This window comes from Pseudomonas sp. YuFO20, from assembly GCF_035064975.1.
GTDB lineage: Bacteria > Pseudomonadota > Gammaproteobacteria > Pseudomonadales > Pseudomonadaceae > Aquipseudomonas > Aquipseudomonas putida_AE.
The window spans coordinates 61,053-81,407 of record NZ_JAXDEO010000022.1; the positions used below are offsets into that span (position 1 = coordinate 61,053).

Below are 20,355 nucleotides of genomic sequence, written 5' to 3' on the forward strand. Positions count from 1 at the left end.
CGTGGGCTGCCTGGTTATCCGCGGTGCCTATTCGTTTTTCGCGAGCAATCGAGCGTCGACCGGCTGCTCCTACAAGTCAGATCCAGATGGCATCCCACAGCGAGTAGTCGCCAACATGGGCTACAAGTCCCGCTCGCATGGGGTTGGCAATGATGTATCGGGCTGCCGCTTTCAAATCCTCATCGCGACGCAACGCGCGGTCGAAGTAACCTTTTTGCCATAGCGTCTCCTGGCGACCTCTCTCTTTGTTAATGGCGCGAGCACTTCGAGACTTGACTGATTGCATCAGCTTCGGCAAATCACCGTTATGCAGTTCAATCAGCCAGTGAAAATGATCCGGCATGACCACCCAGGCTATAGAGGTGGCGTCGCCAGATTCCTGTGCCCTCCTCAACTCGTGCACCACCAATCGACCAATGCGCCAATCCTTGAAGATCGTTTGCCGTTCGTGGGTGACTGCAGTCAGCAGATAAATACGTCCGGATTCCGACTGTTGACCGGTGCGCAAATGGTGGGTATGTGGTGGGTTGGACATTCCGTTGTCCTCCTGAGTCATTGAAAGAGAAACGGTAGGCGGCTCTGGAGAAGTTGTCGTGGTGACAGTGGGTCGAGATGTGTCCATTCGCGCTTCGGAATGCACGTACCCCCTGTAGGAGCGAGCTTGCTCGCGAAAAACGTCAACGATAACGCGGGCTGCCTGGTTATCCGCGGTGCCTATTCGTTTTTCGCGAGCAATCGAGCGTCGACCGGCTGCTCCTACAGTAGATTCAGACTTGTCCTACGCTCCCCCGCATTGACTTCAGCCCCCATCAAATCAATCCTCGCCTCCCCCCTCGCGGATCGAGAGCGAAGTTTGATGAATCGCCCCATTCACGCCAAAGAAAAATCGTCGTTCATCCTGTTGTTGATGGCTATGACGCTCCTCGCCGTATTCCCTCTCGACGTGGTTCTACCCTCGTTTCCCGCGCTGTCCGAGCACTTTCGTACCACCCCCACCGATATCGCCTTGTCGGTCAGCCTCTTTGCCATCGGCCTGGCGTTTTCGCTTTTGTTGATCGGGCCGCTGTCGGATATGTTCGGGCGCAAGAAGCTGTTGCTCGGAGGGATAGCCTTGGCGGCAGTGGGTGCGACGGGCTGTCTGTTCGCCAGTGATTTCACCTGGTTCCTGGTATTTCGCGTGGTGCAGGCGGTGGGCTGCGGGTCGTTTGCCTTGTCTCAGGCGCTGGTCCAGGATCTGTTCGCCGGCCGGGAGCTGGAGCGCCTGCGGATCTGGATGACCACCGCCGGCGGGATTTTCATCTCCAGTTCGCCGCTGATGGGCACCTGGCTGCAGTTGCATCTGGGTTGGCAGGGCAGTTTTTATGTCTTCATCAGCCTGGCGATCATTGTCTGGTTGAGATCCTGGTTTCTGCTTAGGGAAAGCCGCAGTAGTGAACGCGCACCACGGCGATTTTTCGGCGCCTATTGGCTGCTCCTTTCGGACATCCGCTTTACCGGTTACTGGCTGATTTCCGCCCTCGCCTTCGCCTGCCATTTCTCCTTTCTCATCATCTCACCGATCATTTTCATGGAGCACCTGGACCTTTCCGCCTACCAGTTCGCCTGGGCGCTGCTGTTATATGGTGCGGCCTATGTGATCGGCGGGGTTGTTGCCAGCATCCTGCATCGCCATCTGGAAGGCGGCACGCAAATCATCATCGGCCTGGGTCTGATCGCCCTGTCGGGGCTGGTGATGCTGTGGCTGGCCTGGCAGTTCGGCCTGTCGGCGGCCACTGTGCTGATCCCCATGCTGATCTGTACCGCGGGCACCACCGTTTCCCGGCCCATCGCCAACTCCAGGGCGATGAGTCTCTACCCGCAACACGCCGGCACCTCGACCTCGGCCGGCAGCCTGATGATTTTCATGTGTGGCGGCTTGGTCAGTGCGGTGATCAATCTGGCCAGCGAACACCTGACCACCGCGCTGGGCTTGTGCTTTTTGATCCTGAGCGCGGTAGGGCTGGGATTGAACGCTTTGATCAGTCGGCGTGCGTTGAGCAGTAGCAAAATAACCACGACGGTGTAGGCCGCACGTCTCGTGATGGCTGTCTGCACGCTCGCAGCCATTCCCTCCTGCCGCCAGCCGTGTAGAATCGCGAACATTCATCGCCAGTCATCCCCGGCGGGTTTATGAGCTCAAGCTGAAGCGCGCGGCGATCCCGCAAAGTTATCGGCAACTTCCGGACACGCGGCCATTTCTGAGTGTTCCAGACGTCAATAGAAGCTCACTTCCCTTTTGATACCTGATTAGCCGCCCGGAGTGCTTCATGCCTGATTACCGCTCGAAAACATCCACCCATGGCCGCAACATGGCCGGCGCCCGCGCACTGTGGCGCGCAACGGGGATGAAAGATGACGACTTCAAAAAGCCGATCATCGCCATTGCCAACTCCTTCACCCAGTTCGTACCGGGCCACGTGCACCTGAAAGATCTGGGGCAACTGGTCGCCCGCGAAATCGAACGCGCTGGCGGTGTGGCAAAAGAATTCAACACCATCGCCGTCGATGACGGCATCGCCATGGGCCACGACGGCATGCTGTACTCGCTGCCGAGCCGCGAGATCATCGCCGACTCCGTCGAATACATGGTCAACGCCCACTGCGCCGACGCCATCGTTTGCATCTCCAACTGCGACAAGATCACCCCTGGCATGCTGATGGCGTCCCTGCGCCTGAACATCCCGGTGATCTTCGTTTCCGGCGGTCCGATGGAAGCCGGCAAGACCAAACTCGCCAGCCACGGTCTCGACCTGGTCGACGCCATGGTGATCGCCGCGGACTCCAGCGCTTCTGACGAGAAAGTCGCTGAATACGAGCGTAGCGCCTGCCCAACCTGTGGTTCGTGCTCCGGCATGTTCACCGCCAACTCGATGAACTGCCTGGTCGAGGCCTTGGGCCTGGCATTGCCGGGCAACGGTTCGACCCTGGCCACTCACAGTGACCGCGAGCAGCTGTTCCTGCAGGCCGGGCGCACCATCGTCGAGCTGTGCAAGCGTTACTACGGTGAGAACGATGAGTCGGTGTTGCCGCGCAACATCGCCAACTTCCAGGCGTTCGAGAACGCCATGACCCTGGACATCGCCATGGGAGGTTCCACCAACACCATCCTGCACCTGCTGGCCGCTGCCCAGGAAGCCGAGATCGATTTCGACCTGCGCGACATCGACCGCCTGTCCCGTCACGTGCCGCAACTGTGCAAGGTCGCGCCGAACATCCAGAAGTACCACATGGAAGACGTGCACCGCGCCGGCGGGATCTTCAGCATCCTCGGTTCGCTGGCCCGTGGCGGCTTGCTGCACACCCAGCTGCCGACCGTGCACAGCCGCAGCATGGAAGAAGCCATCGCCAAGTGGGACATCACCCAGACCACCGACGAAGCCGTGCACCACTTCTTCAAGGCAGGTCCCGCAGGCATCCCGACGCAAACCGCGTTCAGCCAGTCGACCCGTTGGGACACCCTGGACGACGACCGTGAAAACGGCTGCATCCGCAGCGTCGAACACGCTTACTCGCAAGAAGGCGGCCTGGCCGTGCTCTACGGCAACATCGCCCTGGACGGCTGCGTGGTGAAAACCGCCGGCGTCGACGAGTCGATCCACGTGTTCGAAGGCAACGCGAAGATCTTCGAAAGCCAGGACAGCGCCGTACGCGGCATCCTCGCCGACGAAGTGAAGGAAGGCGACATCGTCATCATCCGCTATGAAGGCCCGAAAGGCGGCCCGGGCATGCAGGAAATGCTCTACCCGACTTCCTACCTGAAATCCAAAGGCCTGGGCAAAGCCTGCGCCCTGCTCACCGACGGCCGTTTCTCCGGCGGCACCTCGGGCCTGTCCATCGGCCACGCTTCGCCTGAAGCGGCTGCCGGTGGCGCGATTGGCCTGGTGCAGGACGGCGACAAGGTACTGATCGACATCCCGAACCGCTCGATCAACCTGTTGGTCAGCGACGAAGAACTGGCCGCACGCCGGGTCGAGCAGGACAAGAAAGGCTGGAAACCGGTTGAAGTGCGTCCACGTAAAGTGACTACTGCACTGAAGGCTTACGCCCTGCTCGCGACCAGTGCCGACAAGGGTGCTGTGCGTAACAAGGCGATGCTTGACGGGCTGTAAGGCTTAAGCGTCGAACAAAAAATGCCCCGCCCAGTGCGGGGCATTTTTTTGCCTGCGTTAATCCTGCGGGTCGAGGTTATCCAGCGCCTGGTTCACCGCCAGCTCGCCCAGCATGATGACCTGGGCAATACCCAGCATCGTGCTGCGTTGAGAGCCTTCCAGCAGTGCGGCGAAATCGCTGGCCATGACATTGGCCGAGGCGAGGGATTCGCAGGCGTGGGCCAGGAGGGTTTCGGTGTCGAGTCCGGGGGCGATGATGAAGGTTCGGCTGGGTTTTCGTGGGGTGGCGTTGATTTGGGTGGACAGGTTGTCGGTGTCCGGTGGATCAGGGGTAATTTTCAGCATTGATGATTCTCCTGGAGGTAAGGAGCCATCACCTTCGCTACCAAACGAAAGGTGGCAGCCATACGCAGGTTGGTAGACCGGTCCAGGGAGCCGGCGCGCTCGAAAGCGCCCCACGCATGACCACCATAGAAGCAGAGACGAAAAAACCTGCCAAAGGTGTAGTCATGCGCCTGGAAAATCCGGGCTACCAAACCCGATCGCTGATGGGCAGCGACACGGAGAAGATAGAACCCGCCAAACAGGCGCACAAGTCGGCGGATTCTGAAGTAGTCGTAGTCCTTTACGCAAGAACGTGCAGGTTGCGACTGTAGGAAGAAGTTGAGCAAGCAGAGGCTTTCATTGCACCGGCTGGCCTCATCGCGAGCAGGCTCGCTCCCACAATGGGTCTTCAGCGGACATGCCATGTGTGACCAATAGGGATCAACTGTAGGAGCGAGCTTGCTCGCGATGAACGCAAGGACACCGCGTAAAACCAGGAAGTACGCGTTATCGTTAACGACCATCGCGAGCAAGCTCGCTCCTACAGTGAATCAAAACCCTTACTGGATCTCTTGCGGTGTAACGATCACCCAATTCTTGTCTGCGGTCACCGGCAAGCCTTCCTTGGCCTGGGCCGCGGCGTTCTTGGCCATCATGCCCTGGATCTGGGTCATGTACTTGTCCTTGCGGTTAACCCACAGGTGGATGCCGCCCTTGGCCACGTCGACGCTGTGGAACAGCATGTAGCCATCGCTGGTGGGGGTATCGCCGCCGACCAAGACCGGTTTTTTCCATTCGTCGATGTAGGTCAGGATTGCCGCTTGTTTACCCGCCATCCAGGTCGCCGGGGTCCACAGGTACGGGGTCAGTTCCAGGCCCAGGTTGGCCTTCTCGTCATATTTACCGGCGGTGATCTGCTTGCGCGCGGTGGTCAGCTCACCGGTCTTGGTGTCCTTGAGCAGCAGCGACACGCCGATCACGTTCTGCGGTTTGACGTTGTAGCCATACTTCGGATCGGCCGCGACCATGCGCACCAGCTCTTCGGAGGCGGCGGTCATGACATAGACCTCGATGCCGTTCTCCATCAGTTTGTTGTAGAGCTCTTGCTGGCCGGTGAAGATTTTCGGCGGATTGACGTCGAGTTTCTTGACCACATCACCTTCGTAATAAGTGGCCGGCACCGGTTTGCCGGACGCCATCATCTCGTCGACATAGCCCTTGAGTTCTTGCAGCGTAAAGCCGGAGAACACTTGCGCGACCCATGGATAACACACCATGTCGTCGACTTCGCAGAGGCGGTAGTAATAGCTGAACAGGCTCTCCTTGTGGTCGGCGGTGTCCTTGAACGGCATCAGTTTCAGGGAGGGGTCGAGCTTGTCGCGGGTGATCAGGCCCTTGTTTTCCATGAACGGCAACAAAGACTCTTCAAGGTCGTAGCGGTAACTGGTGTTGTCCATGTCGAACACCGCGTAGTTACCCTTGTTGGCATTGGCCGCGATCATCGCGTCCAGCGCCTTGGCCTGATCGGCTGGCCAGTGCTTCAGATCCGTGGCGAGTACCTGGCCGGCAAGGCCCAGGCAAAGTGCGGCAACCAGAAATTTCGGTGCGAACTTCATCTGCGTTTCTCCCTGAGTGAAAGAGATCGACGCTAACAAATAACTGTGACAGTCCTCGTCTGTCAGCGACCGCCAACGTGCGTATCGCGTCAGCTGCATCCCCGGGAGCGACACCGGCTTATTCCAAAAACGACAGTCACCAGACGTTTTTGATATTAATTCATTGTAAATCAAGCTGTTAGGCTTGCCGGTTCGCAGCTGCCCCGGAAGGTAGCTGGCACAAGTCACTTTCGGAGTCCTCATGAATCTGCCGCTGATTCTCAATCTGCTGGTGTTCCTCGCCCTGCTCCTGGGCCTGGCACAAACCCGCCACACTACCTGGAGCCTGGCGAAAAAAGTCCTGCTCGCCCTGGTGCTGGGCGTGGCGTTCGGTGTGGCGTTGCACACTGTCTACGGTGCCGGTAACCCGGTGTTGAAAGCCTCGATCGGCTGGATCGACCTGGTGGGCAACGGTTATGTGCAGCTACTGCAAATGATCGTGATCCCGCTGGTATTCGCCTCGATCCTCAGCGCTGTGGCTCGCCTGCACAACGCCTCGTCGCTAGGCAAGATCAGCGTCCTGACCATTGGCACGCTGCTGTTCACCACCGCCATCGCGGCCTTGATCGGCATCGGCCTGACCAACCTGTTCGGCCTGACCGCCGAGGGCCTGGTGGCCGGCACCCAGGAAATGGCGCGCCTGCAAACCATCCAGACCGACTACGCCGGCAAGGTCGCGGACCTCAATGTGCCGCAGTTGCTGCTGTCGTTCATTCCGCAAAACCCGTTCGCCGACCTGGCGCGGGCCAAGCCGACGTCGATCATCAGCGTGGTGATCTTTGCGGCGTTCCTCGGGGTCGCGGCTTTGCAGCTGCTCAAGGATGACGTGGAAAAAGGTCAGAAAGTGATCAACGCCATCGACACCCTGCAAGCCTGGGTGATGCGCCTGGTTCGCCTGGTGATGAAGCTGACCCCGTACGGCGTGCTGGCGCTGATGACCAAGGTGGTCGCTGGCTCCAACCTGCAGGACATCATCAAGCTCGGCAGTTTCGTCGTGGTGTCCTACATCGGCCTGGGCCTGATGTTTGTGGTGCATGGCGTGCTGGTGTCGGCGGCGGGGATCAACCCGCTGCGGTTCTTCCGCAAGATCTGGCCGGTGCTGACCTTTGCGTTTACCAGCCGTTCGAGCGCCGCGACCATCCCGCTGAGCATCGAAGCGCAGACCAGCCGGCTGGGCATCCCGCAATCCATTGCCAGTTTCGCCGCTTCGTTCGGAGCGACCATTGGCCAGAACGGTTGCGCCGGCCTGTATCCGGCGATGTTGGCGGTGATGGTGGCGCCGACGGTGGGCATCAACCCATTGGACCCGTTGTGGATCGCGACGCTGGTGGCGATTGTCACGCTGAGTTCGGCGGGTGTGGCTGGCGTCGGCGGGGGCGCGACCTTTGCCGCGTTGATCGTGTTGCCGGCGATGGGTTTGCCGGTGTCACTGGTGGCGTTGCTGATTTCGGTCGAGCCGTTGATTGATATGGGGCGTACGGCGTTGAACGTCAGTGGTTCGATGACGGCCGGGGCGATTACCAGCCAGGTGATGCAGCAGACAGATAAAGAGCTGCTGGATGCGGATGAGCATTCGGCGTTGGCGCACGCTTAAGTCTTTCATTGCCTGAGCGGGCCTCTTCGCGAGCAAGCCCGCTCCCACAGGGGATGTGTGTCGTTCACAGATCCAATGTGGGAGCGGGCTTGCTCGCGAAGCTTTCAGGCTTTTTCCCAGACTTCGAAGTTGTACGCTGGCTTGTCATCCACAGCCGGATTTTCGGTGTTGGACACCAGCTTCCACTGCCCCGGATCAAACTCCGGAAACCACGCATCCCCTTCCGGGCTCAGCGCCACTCGGGTCAGGTACAACCGATCGGCCTGCGCCAACCCCTGCGCATACAACTGCGCCCCGCCAATCAGCATCAGCTCATCGACGCCCTGCTCCTTCGCCCACTCTTCAGCGCGAACCACGGCCGCCTCCAGCGACGGATAAACCTCCGCGCCTTCGAGCACCAGATCCGCCTGACGGCTGACCACGATGTTCAAGCGTCCCGGCAACGGGCGACCGAGGGAATCCCAGGTCTTGCGGCCCATGATGATCGGCTTGCCCAGGGTGGTGGCCTTGAAGTATTTGAAGTCCCCAGGCAGGTGCCAGGGCATGCTGTTGTCGACGCCGATCACGCGGTTTTCACCGAGGGCTGCGATCAGGCTGAGGGGGAGTGATTTAGTCATGCCGGCGAGGATACCAGAGCCGCGCTTCCCCCGATAAGCGCCACAGCGGTTATGCTCACAGTTCAATTAAGCGACGGGATGCTGCGTGACTGAACTGAATACTCTCTGGCTGACAGAAACCATCCGCCTGCGCGAAGAACACGCCGGGCCCCTGGAAGATCTGGAAGCCAACCGATTGGCCCGCAGCGCCGGCGGCGATCTGCCGACGCGCATTCAACGCCGGGCCCTGTGGCTGGCCGAGCGCGATGGCCTGGCTGATGCCCTCAAACACTGGCAACAAGGCGCGCGACTGGCGCTGATCGTTATGGCGGTGCTGGCCGTGGTCAGCGGCGCCGGCCTGGCCTTTGCCGCCATGGGCGACGGCCTGCACCCGGTGAATGTGTTCTGGGCGCTGGGCAGCCTGCTCGGGCTCAACTTGATCCTGCTGCTGAGCTGGGCCCTCGGCCTGGTGTTCGCCGGCGAACACGGCGCCAGCCTCGGGCGCCTGTGGTTGTGGCTCAGCGAAAAACTCGCCCGGGACGCCAAGGCCGCGCAACTGGCGCCAGCCCTGCTGCTGTTGCTGCAACGCCGGAAACTCAATCGCTGGGCCATCGGCGTACTGGTCAATGGCCTGTGGTTATTGGCGATGCTCAGTGCCCTGGTGATTCTGTTGACGTTGATGGCCACCCGACGCTACGGCTTCGTCTGGGAAACCACGATCCTCAGTGCCGACACCTTCATTGCCGTGACCCAGGCCCTCGGCGCGCTACCGGCCTTGCTCGGCTTCAGCGTGCCCACCGAGGAAATGATCCGCGCCAGTGGCGACGCCGCACTGAACATCGAAAGTGCCCGCCAAGCCTGGGCGGCGTGGTTGGTGGGTGTGTTACTGGTCTACGGCGTAGTGCCGCGCCTGGTGCTGGCGCTGTTTTGTCTGTGGCGCTGGAAGTCCGGCCGCACAAGCCTGCAGCTTGACCTGAACCTGCCAGGTTATGCCCAACTGCGCGAACGGCTGATGCCCACCAGCGAACGCCTGGGTGTCAGCGATGCCGCGCCAGCACAACTTCATCGAGTGCAAAGCGGCGTCAGCGAACAGCACAGCGATGGCGCACTCTTGGTCGCCATCGAGCTGGACGACGACCGTCCGTGGCCGCCCCAACTGGCGAAGAACGTCAGCAACGCCGGGATCCTCGACAGCCGCGAATCGCGCAACAAACTCCTCGAGCAACTGAGCCGTTTTCCTCCTGCGCGCCTGGCGATCGCGTGCGATCCACGGCGCTCGCCGGATCGCGGCAGCCTGGCGCTGATCGCCGAACTGGCCCGCAGCGCCAGCGCCACCCGCGTGTGGTTGTTGCAGGCGCCGCCCGGGGAAGCGCTGGATGCCGAACGCCTGGGCGACTGGCATGTGGCGCTGCAACAGCTGGAATTGCCGTTCGCCGATTGCGCTCCGATGAACTGGCTGGAGACGGGTCATGACTGACACCAGCAAGCAGCCCCTGAAACTCGCCGTGGTCGGCCACACCAACGTCGGCAAAACCTCGTTGTTGCGCACCCTGACCCGCGATGTCGGTTTCGGCGAAGTGTCCCACCGCCCCAGCACCACGCGGCATGTCGAAGGTGCGCGCTTGTCGGTGGACGGCGAGCCGTTGCTGGATCTTTACGACACGCCCGGCCTGGAAGACGCCATCGCCCTGCTCGACTACCTCGAACGCCTGGAGCGTCCCGGCGAGCGACTGGATGGCCCGGCGCGGCTGGCGCGTTTTCTTGAGGGCAGCGAAGCCCGGCAGCGCTTCGAACAGGAGGCCAAGGTGCTGCGCCAGTTGCTGGCGTCGGACGCCGGACTCTATGTGATCGACGCCCGGGAACCGGTCCTGGCCAAGTATCGCGATGAGCTGGAAGTGCTGGCCAGCTGCGGCAAACCCCTGCTGCCGGTGCTGAATTTTGTCAGCAGCGCCAACCACCGCGAGCCGGCGTGGCGTGAAGCCCTGGCGCGCCTTGGTTTGCATGCGCTGGTGCGCTTCGACAGCGTCGCACCGCCGGAGGACGGCGAGCGCCGGCTCTATGAAAGCCTGGCGCTGCTGCTGGAAACCGCACGGCCACAACTGGAACGCCTGATCGCCGACCAGCAGGCACAACGCCTGGCCCGTGAGCGCAGCGCCGTGCGCCTGATTGCCGAATTGCTGATCGATTGCGCCGCTTGCCGGCGCAGCGTGGTCAGCGATGTGCAGCAGGAACAGCAGGCGATCGATGAGCTGCGCAAAGCCGTACGCCAACGCGAGCAGCGTTGTGTCGAAGCGCTGCTCAAGCTCTACGCGTTTCGCCCGCAGGACGCCGCGGCGAGTGATCTGCCGCTGCTCGACGGGCGTTGGGGCGATGACTTGTTCAACCCCGAAACCCTCAAGCAACTGGGCGTGCGGGTGGGCGGTGGTATCGCTGCCGGTGCCGCCGCGGGGGCCGGCGTCGACTTGCTGGTCGGCGGCCTGACGCTCGGTGCTGCCGCGCTGGCCGGGGCGATCGCCGGTGGCGCCCTGCAAACCGCGCGCAGTTATGGCAGCCGCTTGCTGGGCAAGATCAAGGGCCAGCGCGAACTGACGGTGGATGACAGCGTGTTGCGGCTGCTGGCGTTGCGTCAGCGGCAACTGCTGCAAGGGCTGAACGCCCGTGGGCATGCGGCGATGGACAGCATTCAGGTGGCCACGCCGCAGGACAAGAGTTGGCGGGAAGGTAAATTGCCCGAGGCCCTGAACAGGGCGCGGGCGCATCCGCAGTGGTCTTCGCTTAATGCGCATCCGAAGTTGAATCAGGCGGAACGGCAGGAGCAGGTTGAGGTACTTGCGCAGCAGCTCTAGTGGCCTGACCGGCCTCTTCGCGAGCAAGCCCGCTCCCACATTGAATTTGCGGCGATCACAGATCCAATGTGGGAGCGGGCTTGCTCGCGAATGCAGCAACTCGGTATCACAGGCTTTACGCCGCCAGCAGGCGCGATGCTTTGCCCTTCAACACCGCCAGATCAATCACCGGCACATGCATCTCCTTGGCCAGCTCATCCCACTGACGCATGCGCAAACTGACCGCGCACAACGGGTCCTGCTCGAATGCATCGGCCTCGGCCTCGGACATCACGCCGCCCTGATATTCCAAGGTCCGACGGCTGGCTTCGCTCAGCCGCTCGTAGTACCCCGGCTCTCTGAGCGTCAGATAACGCTTGGCCTGCACGTGGTACTCCACCAACCGCGCCATCCGCTCGCTGAAACCTGCACGGCGCAAATAATCAGCGCCCAACCGCTCATGACTCACTATGCCGAAGCCGCCCATGTTCTCGCCACTGTCGGTACAGATATGCCCGATGTCGTGAAAAAACGCCGCCAACACCACTTCGTCATCGAAGCCTTCGGCCATCGCCAGTTGCGCGGCCTGGGACATGTGCTCGATCTGCGACACCGGCTCGCCGATGTAATCGCTGTCACCGAAGCGCTCGTACAAAGCGAACACGTCGGCGATCACTTGCTCGTTGCGTTGCATCAGATTTCTCCCAACAGGGTGGCGACGTTACGTTCGGCCATGGCCGGCCCGACGCTCATGCCAACGCCGGTGTGCATCAATGCCACAGCCAGGCCTTTTGCCGGACGCAGGAACGAAAACGGTCCCGGCCCCTGTGAACCATAGACACCCTGCCAGCGTTCGACCACTTGCACTTTGCAGCCCAGCGTCTGCTCGGCCAACTCGATCATCCAGTCGTCGACCTGCTCGGCATTGAAGGGCGACGGATCACTGCCGTAATGGTGGGAGTCGCCAATGATCAACTCGCCATAGGGCGTCGGGCTGATCAGCAGGTGAATGCCATTTTCATGCAAGTGCGGCGCGTGCCGGAGAATCTCGGCCTGCACCGCTGCGGCTTCGGGCAAGTCGGCGAAGGCACCGTAATGCACGCAGCTCAAACCGGTGAGCACTGCGTGTTGCAGGTTAAGGTTGATCTGCGGCCGGGCGCGGAGCATCTGCAGGCGGCAGATTTGCGGGTCGAGCTGGGCGATCTGCTCGGCCAGCAACGTCTGATAGTCGTGACCGGAACAGAGGATAATCTGCTCGCCACTGAAACTGCCGGCGGTGCTGTGCAGGCGGCCCGGTTCGATGTCGCGCACCAGGGTGGAGAAGTGAAACTCGACGCCCAGGTCGCGACGCAAAAAGTCGATCAGCGCCGGAATCGCTTCACGCGAATACAGTTGCTGGTCGTCCATGCCGTGCAACGCCGCGCGGTGATGGCGGAACTGGCCGTTGTACAGATCACCCAGTTGGGCGTCACGCAGCAGCTCGACGCGGTAGCCGTGTTCCACGGCGCGACCGGCGCAAAAGGCTTCCAGCAACTGTTCTTCGGCTTCGGTGCGGGCGAACAGGTATGAGCCGTTGCGCTTGAGTTGCAGGCCGGCGAGCTGCGCCCAGTCGCCCCAGATGTCGCGACTGGCCCGGGCCAGCTCCAGCATCGGGCCCGGGGGTTGGCCGGTGACCAATGCCTGGCCGAAGTTGCGCACCGATGCGCCTAGAGGTGTTGCGCTGCGTTCGAAAACCCTGACCTTGAGACCGCGCTTGGCGGCGGCATAGGCATGGGACAGGCCCAGGATGCCGGCGCCGATGATCAGCATGTCGTTGTGTTGTGTCATCTAGAGGTGCTCTGAATGAGAGACCGCCTTCGCTGGCAAGCCAGCTCCTACAAGGGGTATGCGTTCGCCTGTAGGAGCTGGCTTGCCAGCGAAGAGGTCCTGTCAGCCGATGAAGATCTTACTTGGCAGCCACTTTCTCGGACTTGCCGTCATAACGCTTGCGCCATTCGCTCAGGATCTCGTCACGGTTTTTCGAAGCCCAGGCGAAGTCGTTCTTGATCAAACGCTGCTCGTAGTCCGCTGGCAGTTCGGTCTGCGGCTTGGCAATGCCTGGCTGCGCAAGAACCGCGAAGTTCTCCTTGTACAGATCCATCGCTTCGGCGCTGGCGGAGAAATCAGCCAGTTTCTTCGCCGCTTCTTCATGTGGAGTGCCCTTGATCACGGCCGTCGCTTCGATCTCCCAGCCCAGGCCTTCCTTCGGCAGGATGATGTCCAGCGGTGCGCCTTGGCGTTTCAGCTGAACAGCCGGGTATTCAAAGGAAATGCCGATCGGGAATTCCCCTGCCGCCGCCAGTTTGCAAGGCTTGGAACCAGAGTGAACGTACTGGCCGATGTTCTGATGCAGGCCGTCCATGTACGCCCAGCCCTGCTTCTCGCCGAAAGTCTGCAGCCAGGCGCTGACGTCGAGGAAACCGGTGCCGGACGATGCCGGGTTAGGCATGACGATCTTGCCTTTGTATTCAGGCTTGGTCAGGTCCTGCCAGCTCACGGGCTTGGTCAGGCCCTGTTTCTCGGCTTCGACGGTGTTGAAGCAAATGGTCGCGGCCCAGACGTCCATGCCGACCCAGGCTGGCGGGTTGGCGGCGTCGCGGTAGTTCGCGCCGATCTTGCCCAGGTCTTTCGGGGCATAGCTTTGCAGCATGCCTTGCTGGTCGAGGATCGCCAGGCTGGAAGCGGCCAGGCCCCACACGGCGTCGGCCTGCGGACGGGCTTTTTCGGCCAGCAGTTTGGCGGTGATGATGCCGGTGGAATCGCGCACCCACTTGATTTCGACGTCCGGGTTGGCCTTCTCGAAAGCTTCTTTGTAGGTCTTCAGTTGCTCGGCTTCGAGGGCGGTGTACACCGTCAACTCGGTTTTCGCCGCAAAGGCGTTTAGGCTGAAAGCGGTGAGGACAGCAGCGGCCAGGGCCATAGGCTTGAACATGATCTTTTCCTGTATGTGAGTTGAGGGTATGAATCAGTGACCGGGCGCGGTCTGCCGCCAGGCTAGCGAGCGGCGCAGCAAACCGCGCGAAGCCCAGGCCAGCAGCAGGGACACGCCCGCCGAGGTGAACAGAATCAGGGTCGACATCGCCGCCGCACCGCCGACGTTGCCGGCGTCGTCCATGTTCAGCACCGCGACCGCCGCGAGGATGGTGTCGGGGCTGTAGAGGAAGATCGCCGCCGAGACGGTGGTCATCGCCGAGACGAACAGGTAGCGCACGATGTCCAGCAGCGCGGGCAGACAGATCGGCACGGTGACCCGCAGGTAGTGCCGATACAGCGGCGCCTTGAGCGACAGTGCGGCGGCTTCGAACTCGGCATCGAGTTGGCGCAGCGCGGTGGTGGCGGTCATTTGCGCAGTGGTCAAATAGTGAGCAATGGTGCAGACCACTAACAGCGTCATGGTCCCGTAGAGCACATGCAGCGGGTTGCCGGTGAGGTTGAAGAAGAAGACGTAACCCAGCCCCAGCACCAGCCCCGGCACCGCCATCGGTACGAAACTGAGCATTCGCAGGGTCAGGTTAAGCCCGCGCTGGCCCCTGGTTTTTTCCATCAGGTAGGCACCGGTGAAAATCAGCACACTGCCGATCAGCGCCGTGCACAACGCCATCTTCACGCTGTTGCCATAGGCCAGCCAGCCACCGCCGGCGGTTTCGTTGAACTGGTAGTGGTTGAGCGACAGCGACAGGTTGTACGGCCAGAACTTCACCAGGGACGAGAACACCGCCATGCCGAACACCAGCAGCAAGGCGCTGCAGATCAGCAGGACCACGACCAGGTAGCAGCCGTCGCGCAGTTTCGAGGGCGCAGGCTTGAACACCTGGGCACGACCGCTCATGGAATCGCCATGACGGCGACGCAACCAGGCATCGACCCCGAAGCTGAACAGCGCCGGCAGCAACAGCACCATGCCGATCAATGCGCCGCGACCGAACTGTTGCTGGCCGACCACCGCCTTGTAGGCTTCCAGCGCCAGCACCTGATAGTCGCCACCGACCACCACGGGTACGCCGAAGTCAGTGATGGTCAGGGTGAACACCAGGCAGAACGCGGCGAATACCGCCTGGCGGGTCGCTGGCCAGGTGATGCTGCGGAAGGCTTTTGCCGGGCTGGCACCCATGCTGGAAGCGGCATCGAACAGGCGCGCATCCGCCAGGGACAGGGCCGACAGCAGGATCATCAAGGCATGCGGAAAGGTGTAGATGACTTCACCGAGCACAATGCCCCAGAAACCGTAGATGTTGTCCGAGAGCAGGCTACGCAGCATGCCCTGGTTGCCGAACAGGTAAACCAGCGCAATGCCGGGCAGCATCGACGGCGCCATCAACGGCAGCAGCGAAATGCCACGCCAGATGCCTTTGCCGGGAATCAGGGTGCGTTGCAGTGCGTAGGCAAACAGGTAGGCCAGCGGTACGACAATGGCCGCCACGCTGAGGGACACCTTCAGGCTGTTGCCGAGCAACCAGTGGAAGTTCTCGCTGGTCACCAGCTCTTTGGCAGCGACCCAACCACCCCCCTGCCCGGCCTCGGCGCTGAAGCCACGCCAGAAGATCGCCAGCAACGGCATCAATACGGCGACGCCCAACAACGCCAGCAGAAGGACTTTGCCGCCGACCACGAACAGCCGGTCACCGATCTCGGCACGGGAAGTCTGCCGCACCTGATTTTGCGGCAGTGGCAGCGCGATATTCGCGCTCATCAGGCAAACACCTGCAGGCTGCGTGGCGGCAAGGCGACCATGATCTGCTGGGCGCCCAGGCGCGGCATGGCTTCCGGTGCCAGCTCCGCCAACAGCGCATGACCCGGCAATTGATCGAGTTCGAAACTCATGCGGCAACGGTTACCGAGGAAGGTGATTTCCCGAACCTTGGCCGGGAACAGGTTTTCCTCGTGCACCAGCGGGTTGACGTTGATCGCTTCCGGACGGCAGAACAGACGGCCCGACGCGGTCTTGGCGCCGCCATCGGCCAGGCGCATGTTCATCCCGCCGACCTGGGCGTGGCTGTCGCTGCTGCGCTGGAACGGCAGCCAGTTGCCCTGGCCGACGAACTCCGCCACGAACGGCGTGGCCGGGCGGTTGTAGATTTCCTGCGGCGTGGCGTACTGCTCGACCTTGCCGTTGTTCATCACGGCAATGCGGTCGGCCATCAGCATGGCCTCGTCCTGATTGTGGGTGACCATCAGGGTGGTGATGCCGAGGCTGCGTTGCAGCTGGCGCAGCTCGGTGCACAGGTGCTCACGGACGCGGGCATCGAGGGCCGACATCGGTTCGTCCAGCAGCAACAGCGAAGGTGCCGGGGCCAGGGCGCGAGCCAGCGCCACGCGCTGCTGCTGGCCGCCGGACAATTGGCCGGGGTACTTTTTCTCGCTGCCGCCAAGGCCCACCAGTTCCAGCATCTGGCCGACACGCTGGCGCACCTGGTCGCGACCACTGCCGGCCAGGCCGTAGGCAATATTGGCTTCGACGGTGAGATTGGGGAACAGCGCGTAGGACTGAAACAGAATGCCGTAGTCTCGCGCCTGGGGCGCCAGGTGGGAAACGTCGCGATCGCCCAGGTACAGCTCGCCGCTGTCCTGCTTCTCCAGACCGGCGATGCAGCGCAGCAAGGTGGTTTTGCCACAGCCCGAAGGCCCCAACAGGCACACCAGCTCACCGGCCGCCACGTCGAGGGAAACATTGTCCAGCGCGGTAAAGGCGCCAAAGCGCTTCTGTACACCGCGCACCTTCATGGGGGCGCCGGGGTTGGTCAGGGCGGTTGCGATCGAGTTGTTCATGGACGGACCTCATCTGGCAGATGGGGCCATCCTAGGGTTGTAATGCGTCCGTCATGTGGCAGTAAGGCAAAAACTGCCGATAGTGGTATTCGAGGATTTTGGTTCGGTGTCTGTGCTGACCCCTTCGCTGGCAAGCCAGCTCCTACAGTTTATCGCATTCCCCTGTAGGAGCTGGCTTGCCAGCGAAGAGGACCGAACAATCACCGCAGAGCTCAGGCCGGAGACATTTCCTGCGCCAACCCCAGGAACGCCGCCGGCAACCGGGCGTTTTTTCTATCTTTGAGGCAGTACAGATATTCAGGAATCTGCGGCGCATCCTCGATCGTCAGCACCCGCAACTGCGGATCGTGCGGCACTTCCTGGCGGGCGATGATGCTGATGCCGATGTTGCGCAACACCGCCTCGCGGATCGACTCGCGGCTGCCGATTTCCAGCAGCGGCCCGAAACACACACCGGCGCTCGCGAGCAATTCTTCGGTCAAACGACGGGTGGTCGAACCCGGTTCGCGCATCAACAAGGTATGCCCCGCCAAGGCACCCAGCGACACGTGATCGTGAACCGCCAGCGGATGATTGCGATGCACCGCCAGCACCAGCGGATCACTGCCGAGCACCCGCCGAATCAGCCGCGCATCCTCCAGCAACTGCGAGGACGCCGCGACATCGACCCGATAGTCCTCGAGCGCTTCCAGCACTTGCTGGGAGTTGCCGATCTCCACCGACACTTCCACCTGCGGCAGGCGCTCGCGGAAGGTCTTCACCAGGTCAAGGATGTAATACGGCGCCGTGGCGGCAATGCGCAACGCGCCTTGGACCTGCCCGCTGTTGCGCAGGAAAAACTCGATGTCGGCTTCCTGCTGCAGCAGCGCCTTGACCATCGGCAACAGCCGCGCACCCTCATCGCTGACGCTGAGACGGCGGCCGCCTCGGTAGAACAATTCAACCGAGTACTGGCTTTCCAGGTTGCGAATCTGGGTGGTCACCGTGGGTTGGCTCAAGCCGAGCTTTTTCGCTGCCAGGGTGATGCTGCCCAGGCGGGCAACCATGTAAAACGCCTTCAGCTCGGCACTCAGCACAACCGTCCCTCATCGTCTATTTGCGCAACAGGCGCAGTCCATTGAACACCACCAACAGGCTCACGCCCATGTCGGCAAACACCGCCATCCACATGGTAGCGAGCCCGGCGAAGGTTACCCCAAGAAAGATCGCCTTGATCACCAATGCCAGGGCGATGTTCTGCTTGAGGATGCTCGAGGTCTGGCGCGACAGGCGAATGAACGCCGGGATTTTGCGCAGATCGTCGTCCATCAGGGCGACATCCGCGGTTTCGATTGCGGTGTCGGTACCCGCGGCCGCCATGGCGAAACCAATCTCGGAGCGAGCCAGGGCCGGCGCGTCATTGATGCCGTCGCCCACCATGCCGACGTTATGCCCCTTGGCGTACAGCGCTTCGATCGCCTGCAACTTGTCGCTGGGCAGCAGATCGCCCTTGGCCTCGTCGATACCAACCTGCGCGGCAATCGCCTGGGCGGTGTGCACGTTGTCGCCCGTGAGCATCAGGGTCTTGATGCCCAGGTCATGCAGCTGCTGGATCGCTTCGCGGCTGGATTCCTTCACCGTGTCGGCCACGGCGAACAGCGCCAAAGGACCGGATTGATCTAGCAGCAGTACTACGGATTTACCCTGCTTTTCCAGCGCGAACAGCTTCTCCTCCAGCTCGGGCGAGCACAGGTTCAGCTCTTCCACCAGCCGATGGTTGCCCAGGTGATAGGTCTGACCATTGATATCACCGCGCACCCCGCGCCCGGCCAGCGCCTCGAAGTTATCCACAACCAGCGGCGCCAATTGTTTATCCACAGCCGCATTGGCGATGGCCAGCGACACCGGGTGATCCGAACGACCGGCCAGCGCGGCGGCAAGCGCCGGGGCAGATTCGTCGGCAGTCGGGTCAAGCGACAGATAATCGGTCTGCACCGGCTTGCCATGGGTGATGGTTCCGGTTTTATCCAGCGCCAGGTAATCGAGCTTGTAGCCGCCTTCCAGATAAACGCCGCCCTTCACCAGAATGCCCTTGCGCGCGGCGGCGGCGAGCCCGCTGACAATGGTCACCGGGGTGGAAATCACCAGTGCGCAGGGGCACGCAACCACCAGCAACACCAGAGCGCGATAGATCCAGTCGAACCACAACTCGCCCATGAACAGTGGAGGAATCACCGCCACCGCGAGGGCTAGGATGAACACTGCCGGCGTATAGATTTTCGAAAACTGGTCAACGAATCGCTGGGTGGGTGCCCGCGCGCCTTGAGCCTGTTCGACGGCGTGGATGATCCGCGCCAGCGTCGAATGGTTCGCTTCAGCGGTTACCGCATATTCCAGGGAACCGGCCTGATTGATGGTGCCGGCGAACACCTTGTCACCAACGGTTTTCTCCACCGGCAGGCTTTCACCGGTGATCGGCGCCTGATCGATGGTCGAACTGCCGGACACCACTTCACCGTCCAGGCCGATGCGCTCGCCAGGTCGCACCCGCACCCGGGCACCGAGCTGGATGGTTTTGACATCTTGCGTGGTCCAGCTGCCATCGGCCTGCAGCACCGTGGCCTGCTCCGGCGTCATCTGCATCAAGCCGCTGATGGCGTTGCGCGCCCGGTCCAGGGATTTGGCCTCGATCAACTCGGCCACGGTGAACAGGAACATCACCATCGCCGCTTCCGGCCACTGCCCGATGAGGATCGCGCCGGTCACGGCGATGCTCATCAGGGCGTTGATGTTCAGGTTGAGGTTTTTAAGGGCGATCCAGCCCTTTTTATAGGTACCGAGGCCGCCGCTGAGGATCGAGACCAGCGCAATGATCGCTACCACCCAGTTAGGCGCAGCGTTGGTGAAATGGATCACTTCCGCGGCCAGTGCGCCAATGCCCGACAGCGCCAGGGGCCACCAGGGTTTCTTCTCTGGAGCCGGCGCGGGTGCTTCAACGCCCTTCTCTATCGGCTCGGCCTGCATGCCGAGGGACTTGATGGCGTCGATGATCGGCGTGGTGCTCGGCAGGTCATGGGTGACGCCCAACACACGGTTGATCAGGTTGAATTCCAGCTGCTGCACACCCGCCAGCTTGCCGAGTTTGTTCTGGATCAGTGTTTGCTCGGTCGGACAATCCATGGCCTCAATGCGGAAACTGCTCAGCCGCGCGCCAGCGGTCGGCGTTTCGCTCAACTTGATCAGCGATGGCGCCGCTGCTTTCGACGAACAGCAGGAATCACCATGGGCATGTTTCTGCACAGGCTGCAGTTTGTGGCTGTGATCGTGCTCAGCCTCGGGTTTGTGGGTATGAAGGGAATCGCTCATCAGGTCGCGTCCTTGAAGGTGCCTGTTGCCAAGTAAAGACCCTGTAGCCACTATAGGGTCAAG

The 20,355-nt window shown here is 61.7% G+C and carries 17 protein-coding genes; 5 read left to right on the forward strand and 12 right to left on the reverse strand.

Annotation, left to right across the window (positions count from 1 at the left end; translation table 11 throughout):
- Window positions 1–76 precede the first annotated feature (76 nt).
- Window positions 77–535 (reverse strand): REP-associated tyrosine transposase, encoded by a 459-nt coding sequence (locus SOP85_RS14405; RefSeq protein ID WP_323627302.1) that lies wholly within the window; start codon window positions 533–535, stop codon window positions 77–79.
- Window positions 536–856: 321 nt separating this feature from the next.
- On the opposite strand from SOP85_RS14405, the gene SOP85_RS14410 reads away from it, so the two are divergent.
- Complete coding sequence (locus SOP85_RS14410; protein WP_274075679.1) at window positions 857–2,065, forward strand: MFS transporter; 1,209 nt, start codon at window positions 857–859, stop codon at window positions 2,063–2,065.
- Window positions 2,066–2,306: 241 nt separating this feature from the next.
- Window positions 2,307–4,148 carry a dihydroxy-acid dehydratase gene (gene ilvD / locus SOP85_RS14415; protein WP_046818369.1) on the forward strand — a complete coding sequence of 614 codons (1,842 nt, stop codon included), beginning with the start codon at window positions 2,307–2,309 and terminating at the stop codon, window positions 4,146–4,148.
- A 57-nt stretch (window positions 4,149–4,205) separates the two neighbouring features.
- Here ilvD and SOP85_RS14420 read toward each other — a convergent pair whose 3' ends face one another.
- Genes SOP85_RS14420 through SOP85_RS14430 form a run of 3 tightly spaced genes read right to left on the reverse strand, consistent with a single transcriptional unit; the run spans window position 4,206 to window position 6,088 of the window.
- Complete coding sequence (locus SOP85_RS14420) at window positions 4,206–4,493, reverse strand: DUF6124 family protein (RefSeq protein ID WP_323606636.1); 288 nt, start codon at window positions 4,491–4,493, stop codon at window positions 4,206–4,208.
- Complete coding sequence (locus tag SOP85_RS14425; protein WP_323627303.1) at window positions 4,487–5,005, reverse strand: hypothetical protein; 519 nt, start codon at window positions 5,003–5,005, stop codon at window positions 4,487–4,489. The genes SOP85_RS14420 and SOP85_RS14425 overlap by 7 nt, the downstream gene beginning before the upstream one ends.
- A 27-nt stretch (window positions 5,006–5,032) precedes the next feature.
- Complete coding sequence (locus tag SOP85_RS14430) at window positions 5,033–6,088, reverse strand: haloacid dehalogenase-like hydrolase (protein WP_323627305.1); 1,056 nt, start codon at window positions 6,086–6,088, stop codon at window positions 5,033–5,035.
- Between the two features lie 241 nt (window positions 6,089–6,329).
- On the opposite strand from SOP85_RS14430, the gene SOP85_RS14435 reads away from it, so the two are divergent.
- Entirely contained in the window at window positions 6,330–7,721 is a 1,392-nt protein-coding gene (locus SOP85_RS14435) for an L-cystine transporter (RefSeq protein ID WP_323627306.1), read from the forward strand.
- A gap of 104 nt (window positions 7,722–7,825) precedes the next feature.
- Here the strand turns inward: SOP85_RS14435 and SOP85_RS14440 are convergent, their stop codons facing one another.
- Entirely contained in the window at window positions 7,826–8,338 is a 513-nt protein-coding gene (locus tag SOP85_RS14440) for a dihydrofolate reductase (protein WP_323627307.1), read from the reverse strand.
- 85 nt (window positions 8,339–8,423) lie between these two features.
- Here SOP85_RS14440 and SOP85_RS14445 point away from each other — a divergent pair, with 85 nt between their 5' ends.
- A complete protein-coding gene (locus tag SOP85_RS14445; protein ID WP_323627308.1) occupies window positions 8,424–9,794 on the forward strand; it encodes a DUF2868 domain-containing protein in 1,371 nt (456 codons plus the stop codon).
- On the forward strand, window positions 9,787–11,163 hold the full coding sequence (locus SOP85_RS14450) for a GTPase/DUF3482 domain-containing protein (protein WP_323627310.1): 1,377 nt from the start codon (window positions 9,787–9,789) through the stop codon (window positions 11,161–11,163). Before SOP85_RS14445 ends, SOP85_RS14450 begins: the two co-directional genes overlap by 8 nt.
- A gap of 115 nt (window positions 11,164–11,278) precedes the next feature.
- On the opposite strand, the gene SOP85_RS14455 is transcribed toward SOP85_RS14450, so the two are convergent.
- The 7 genes from SOP85_RS14455 to SOP85_RS14485 all read right to left on the reverse strand — a co-directional run bounded on the left by SOP85_RS14455 (window position 11,279) and on the right by SOP85_RS14485 (window position 20,292).
- Window positions 11,279–11,836: a phosphonate degradation HD-domain oxygenase gene (locus SOP85_RS14455; protein ID WP_323627311.1), complete on the reverse strand. Its 558-nt coding sequence runs from the start codon at window positions 11,834–11,836 to the stop codon at window positions 11,279–11,281.
- Window positions 11,836–12,969 carry a TIGR03364 family FAD-dependent oxidoreductase gene (locus tag SOP85_RS14460; protein WP_323627312.1) on the reverse strand — a complete coding sequence of 378 codons (1,134 nt, stop codon included), beginning with the start codon at window positions 12,967–12,969 and terminating at the stop codon, window positions 11,836–11,838. The genes SOP85_RS14455 and SOP85_RS14460 overlap by 1 nt, the downstream gene beginning before the upstream one ends.
- Window positions 12,970–13,087: 118 nt before the next feature.
- The gene (locus tag SOP85_RS14465) at window positions 13,088–14,113 is read right to left on the reverse strand and encodes a putative 2-aminoethylphosphonate ABC transporter substrate-binding protein (RefSeq protein ID WP_323627313.1); all 1,026 of its coding nucleotides are present in this window, start codon (window positions 14,111–14,113) and stop codon (window positions 13,088–13,090) included.
- A gap of 33 nt (window positions 14,114–14,146) precedes the next feature.
- Window positions 14,147–15,871, reverse strand: a complete 1,725-nt coding sequence (locus SOP85_RS14470) for a putative 2-aminoethylphosphonate ABC transporter permease subunit (RefSeq protein ID WP_323627314.1) — start codon at window positions 15,869–15,871, stop codon at window positions 14,147–14,149.
- Window positions 15,871–16,947: a putative 2-aminoethylphosphonate ABC transporter ATP-binding protein gene (locus SOP85_RS14475; protein ID WP_274075690.1), complete on the reverse strand. Its 1,077-nt coding sequence runs from the start codon at window positions 16,945–16,947 to the stop codon at window positions 15,871–15,873. The genes SOP85_RS14470 and SOP85_RS14475 overlap by 1 nt, the downstream gene beginning before the upstream one ends.
- A 212-nt stretch (window positions 16,948–17,159) precedes the next feature.
- Entirely contained in the window at window positions 17,160–18,023 is an 864-nt protein-coding gene (locus SOP85_RS14480) for a LysR family transcriptional regulator (RefSeq protein ID WP_323606644.1), read from the reverse strand.
- Window positions 18,024–18,039: 16 nt separating this feature from the next.
- Entirely contained in the window at window positions 18,040–20,292 is a 2,253-nt protein-coding gene (locus SOP85_RS14485) for a heavy metal translocating P-type ATPase (protein WP_323627315.1), read from the reverse strand.
- Between the last annotated feature and the right edge of the window lie 63 nt (window positions 20,293–20,355).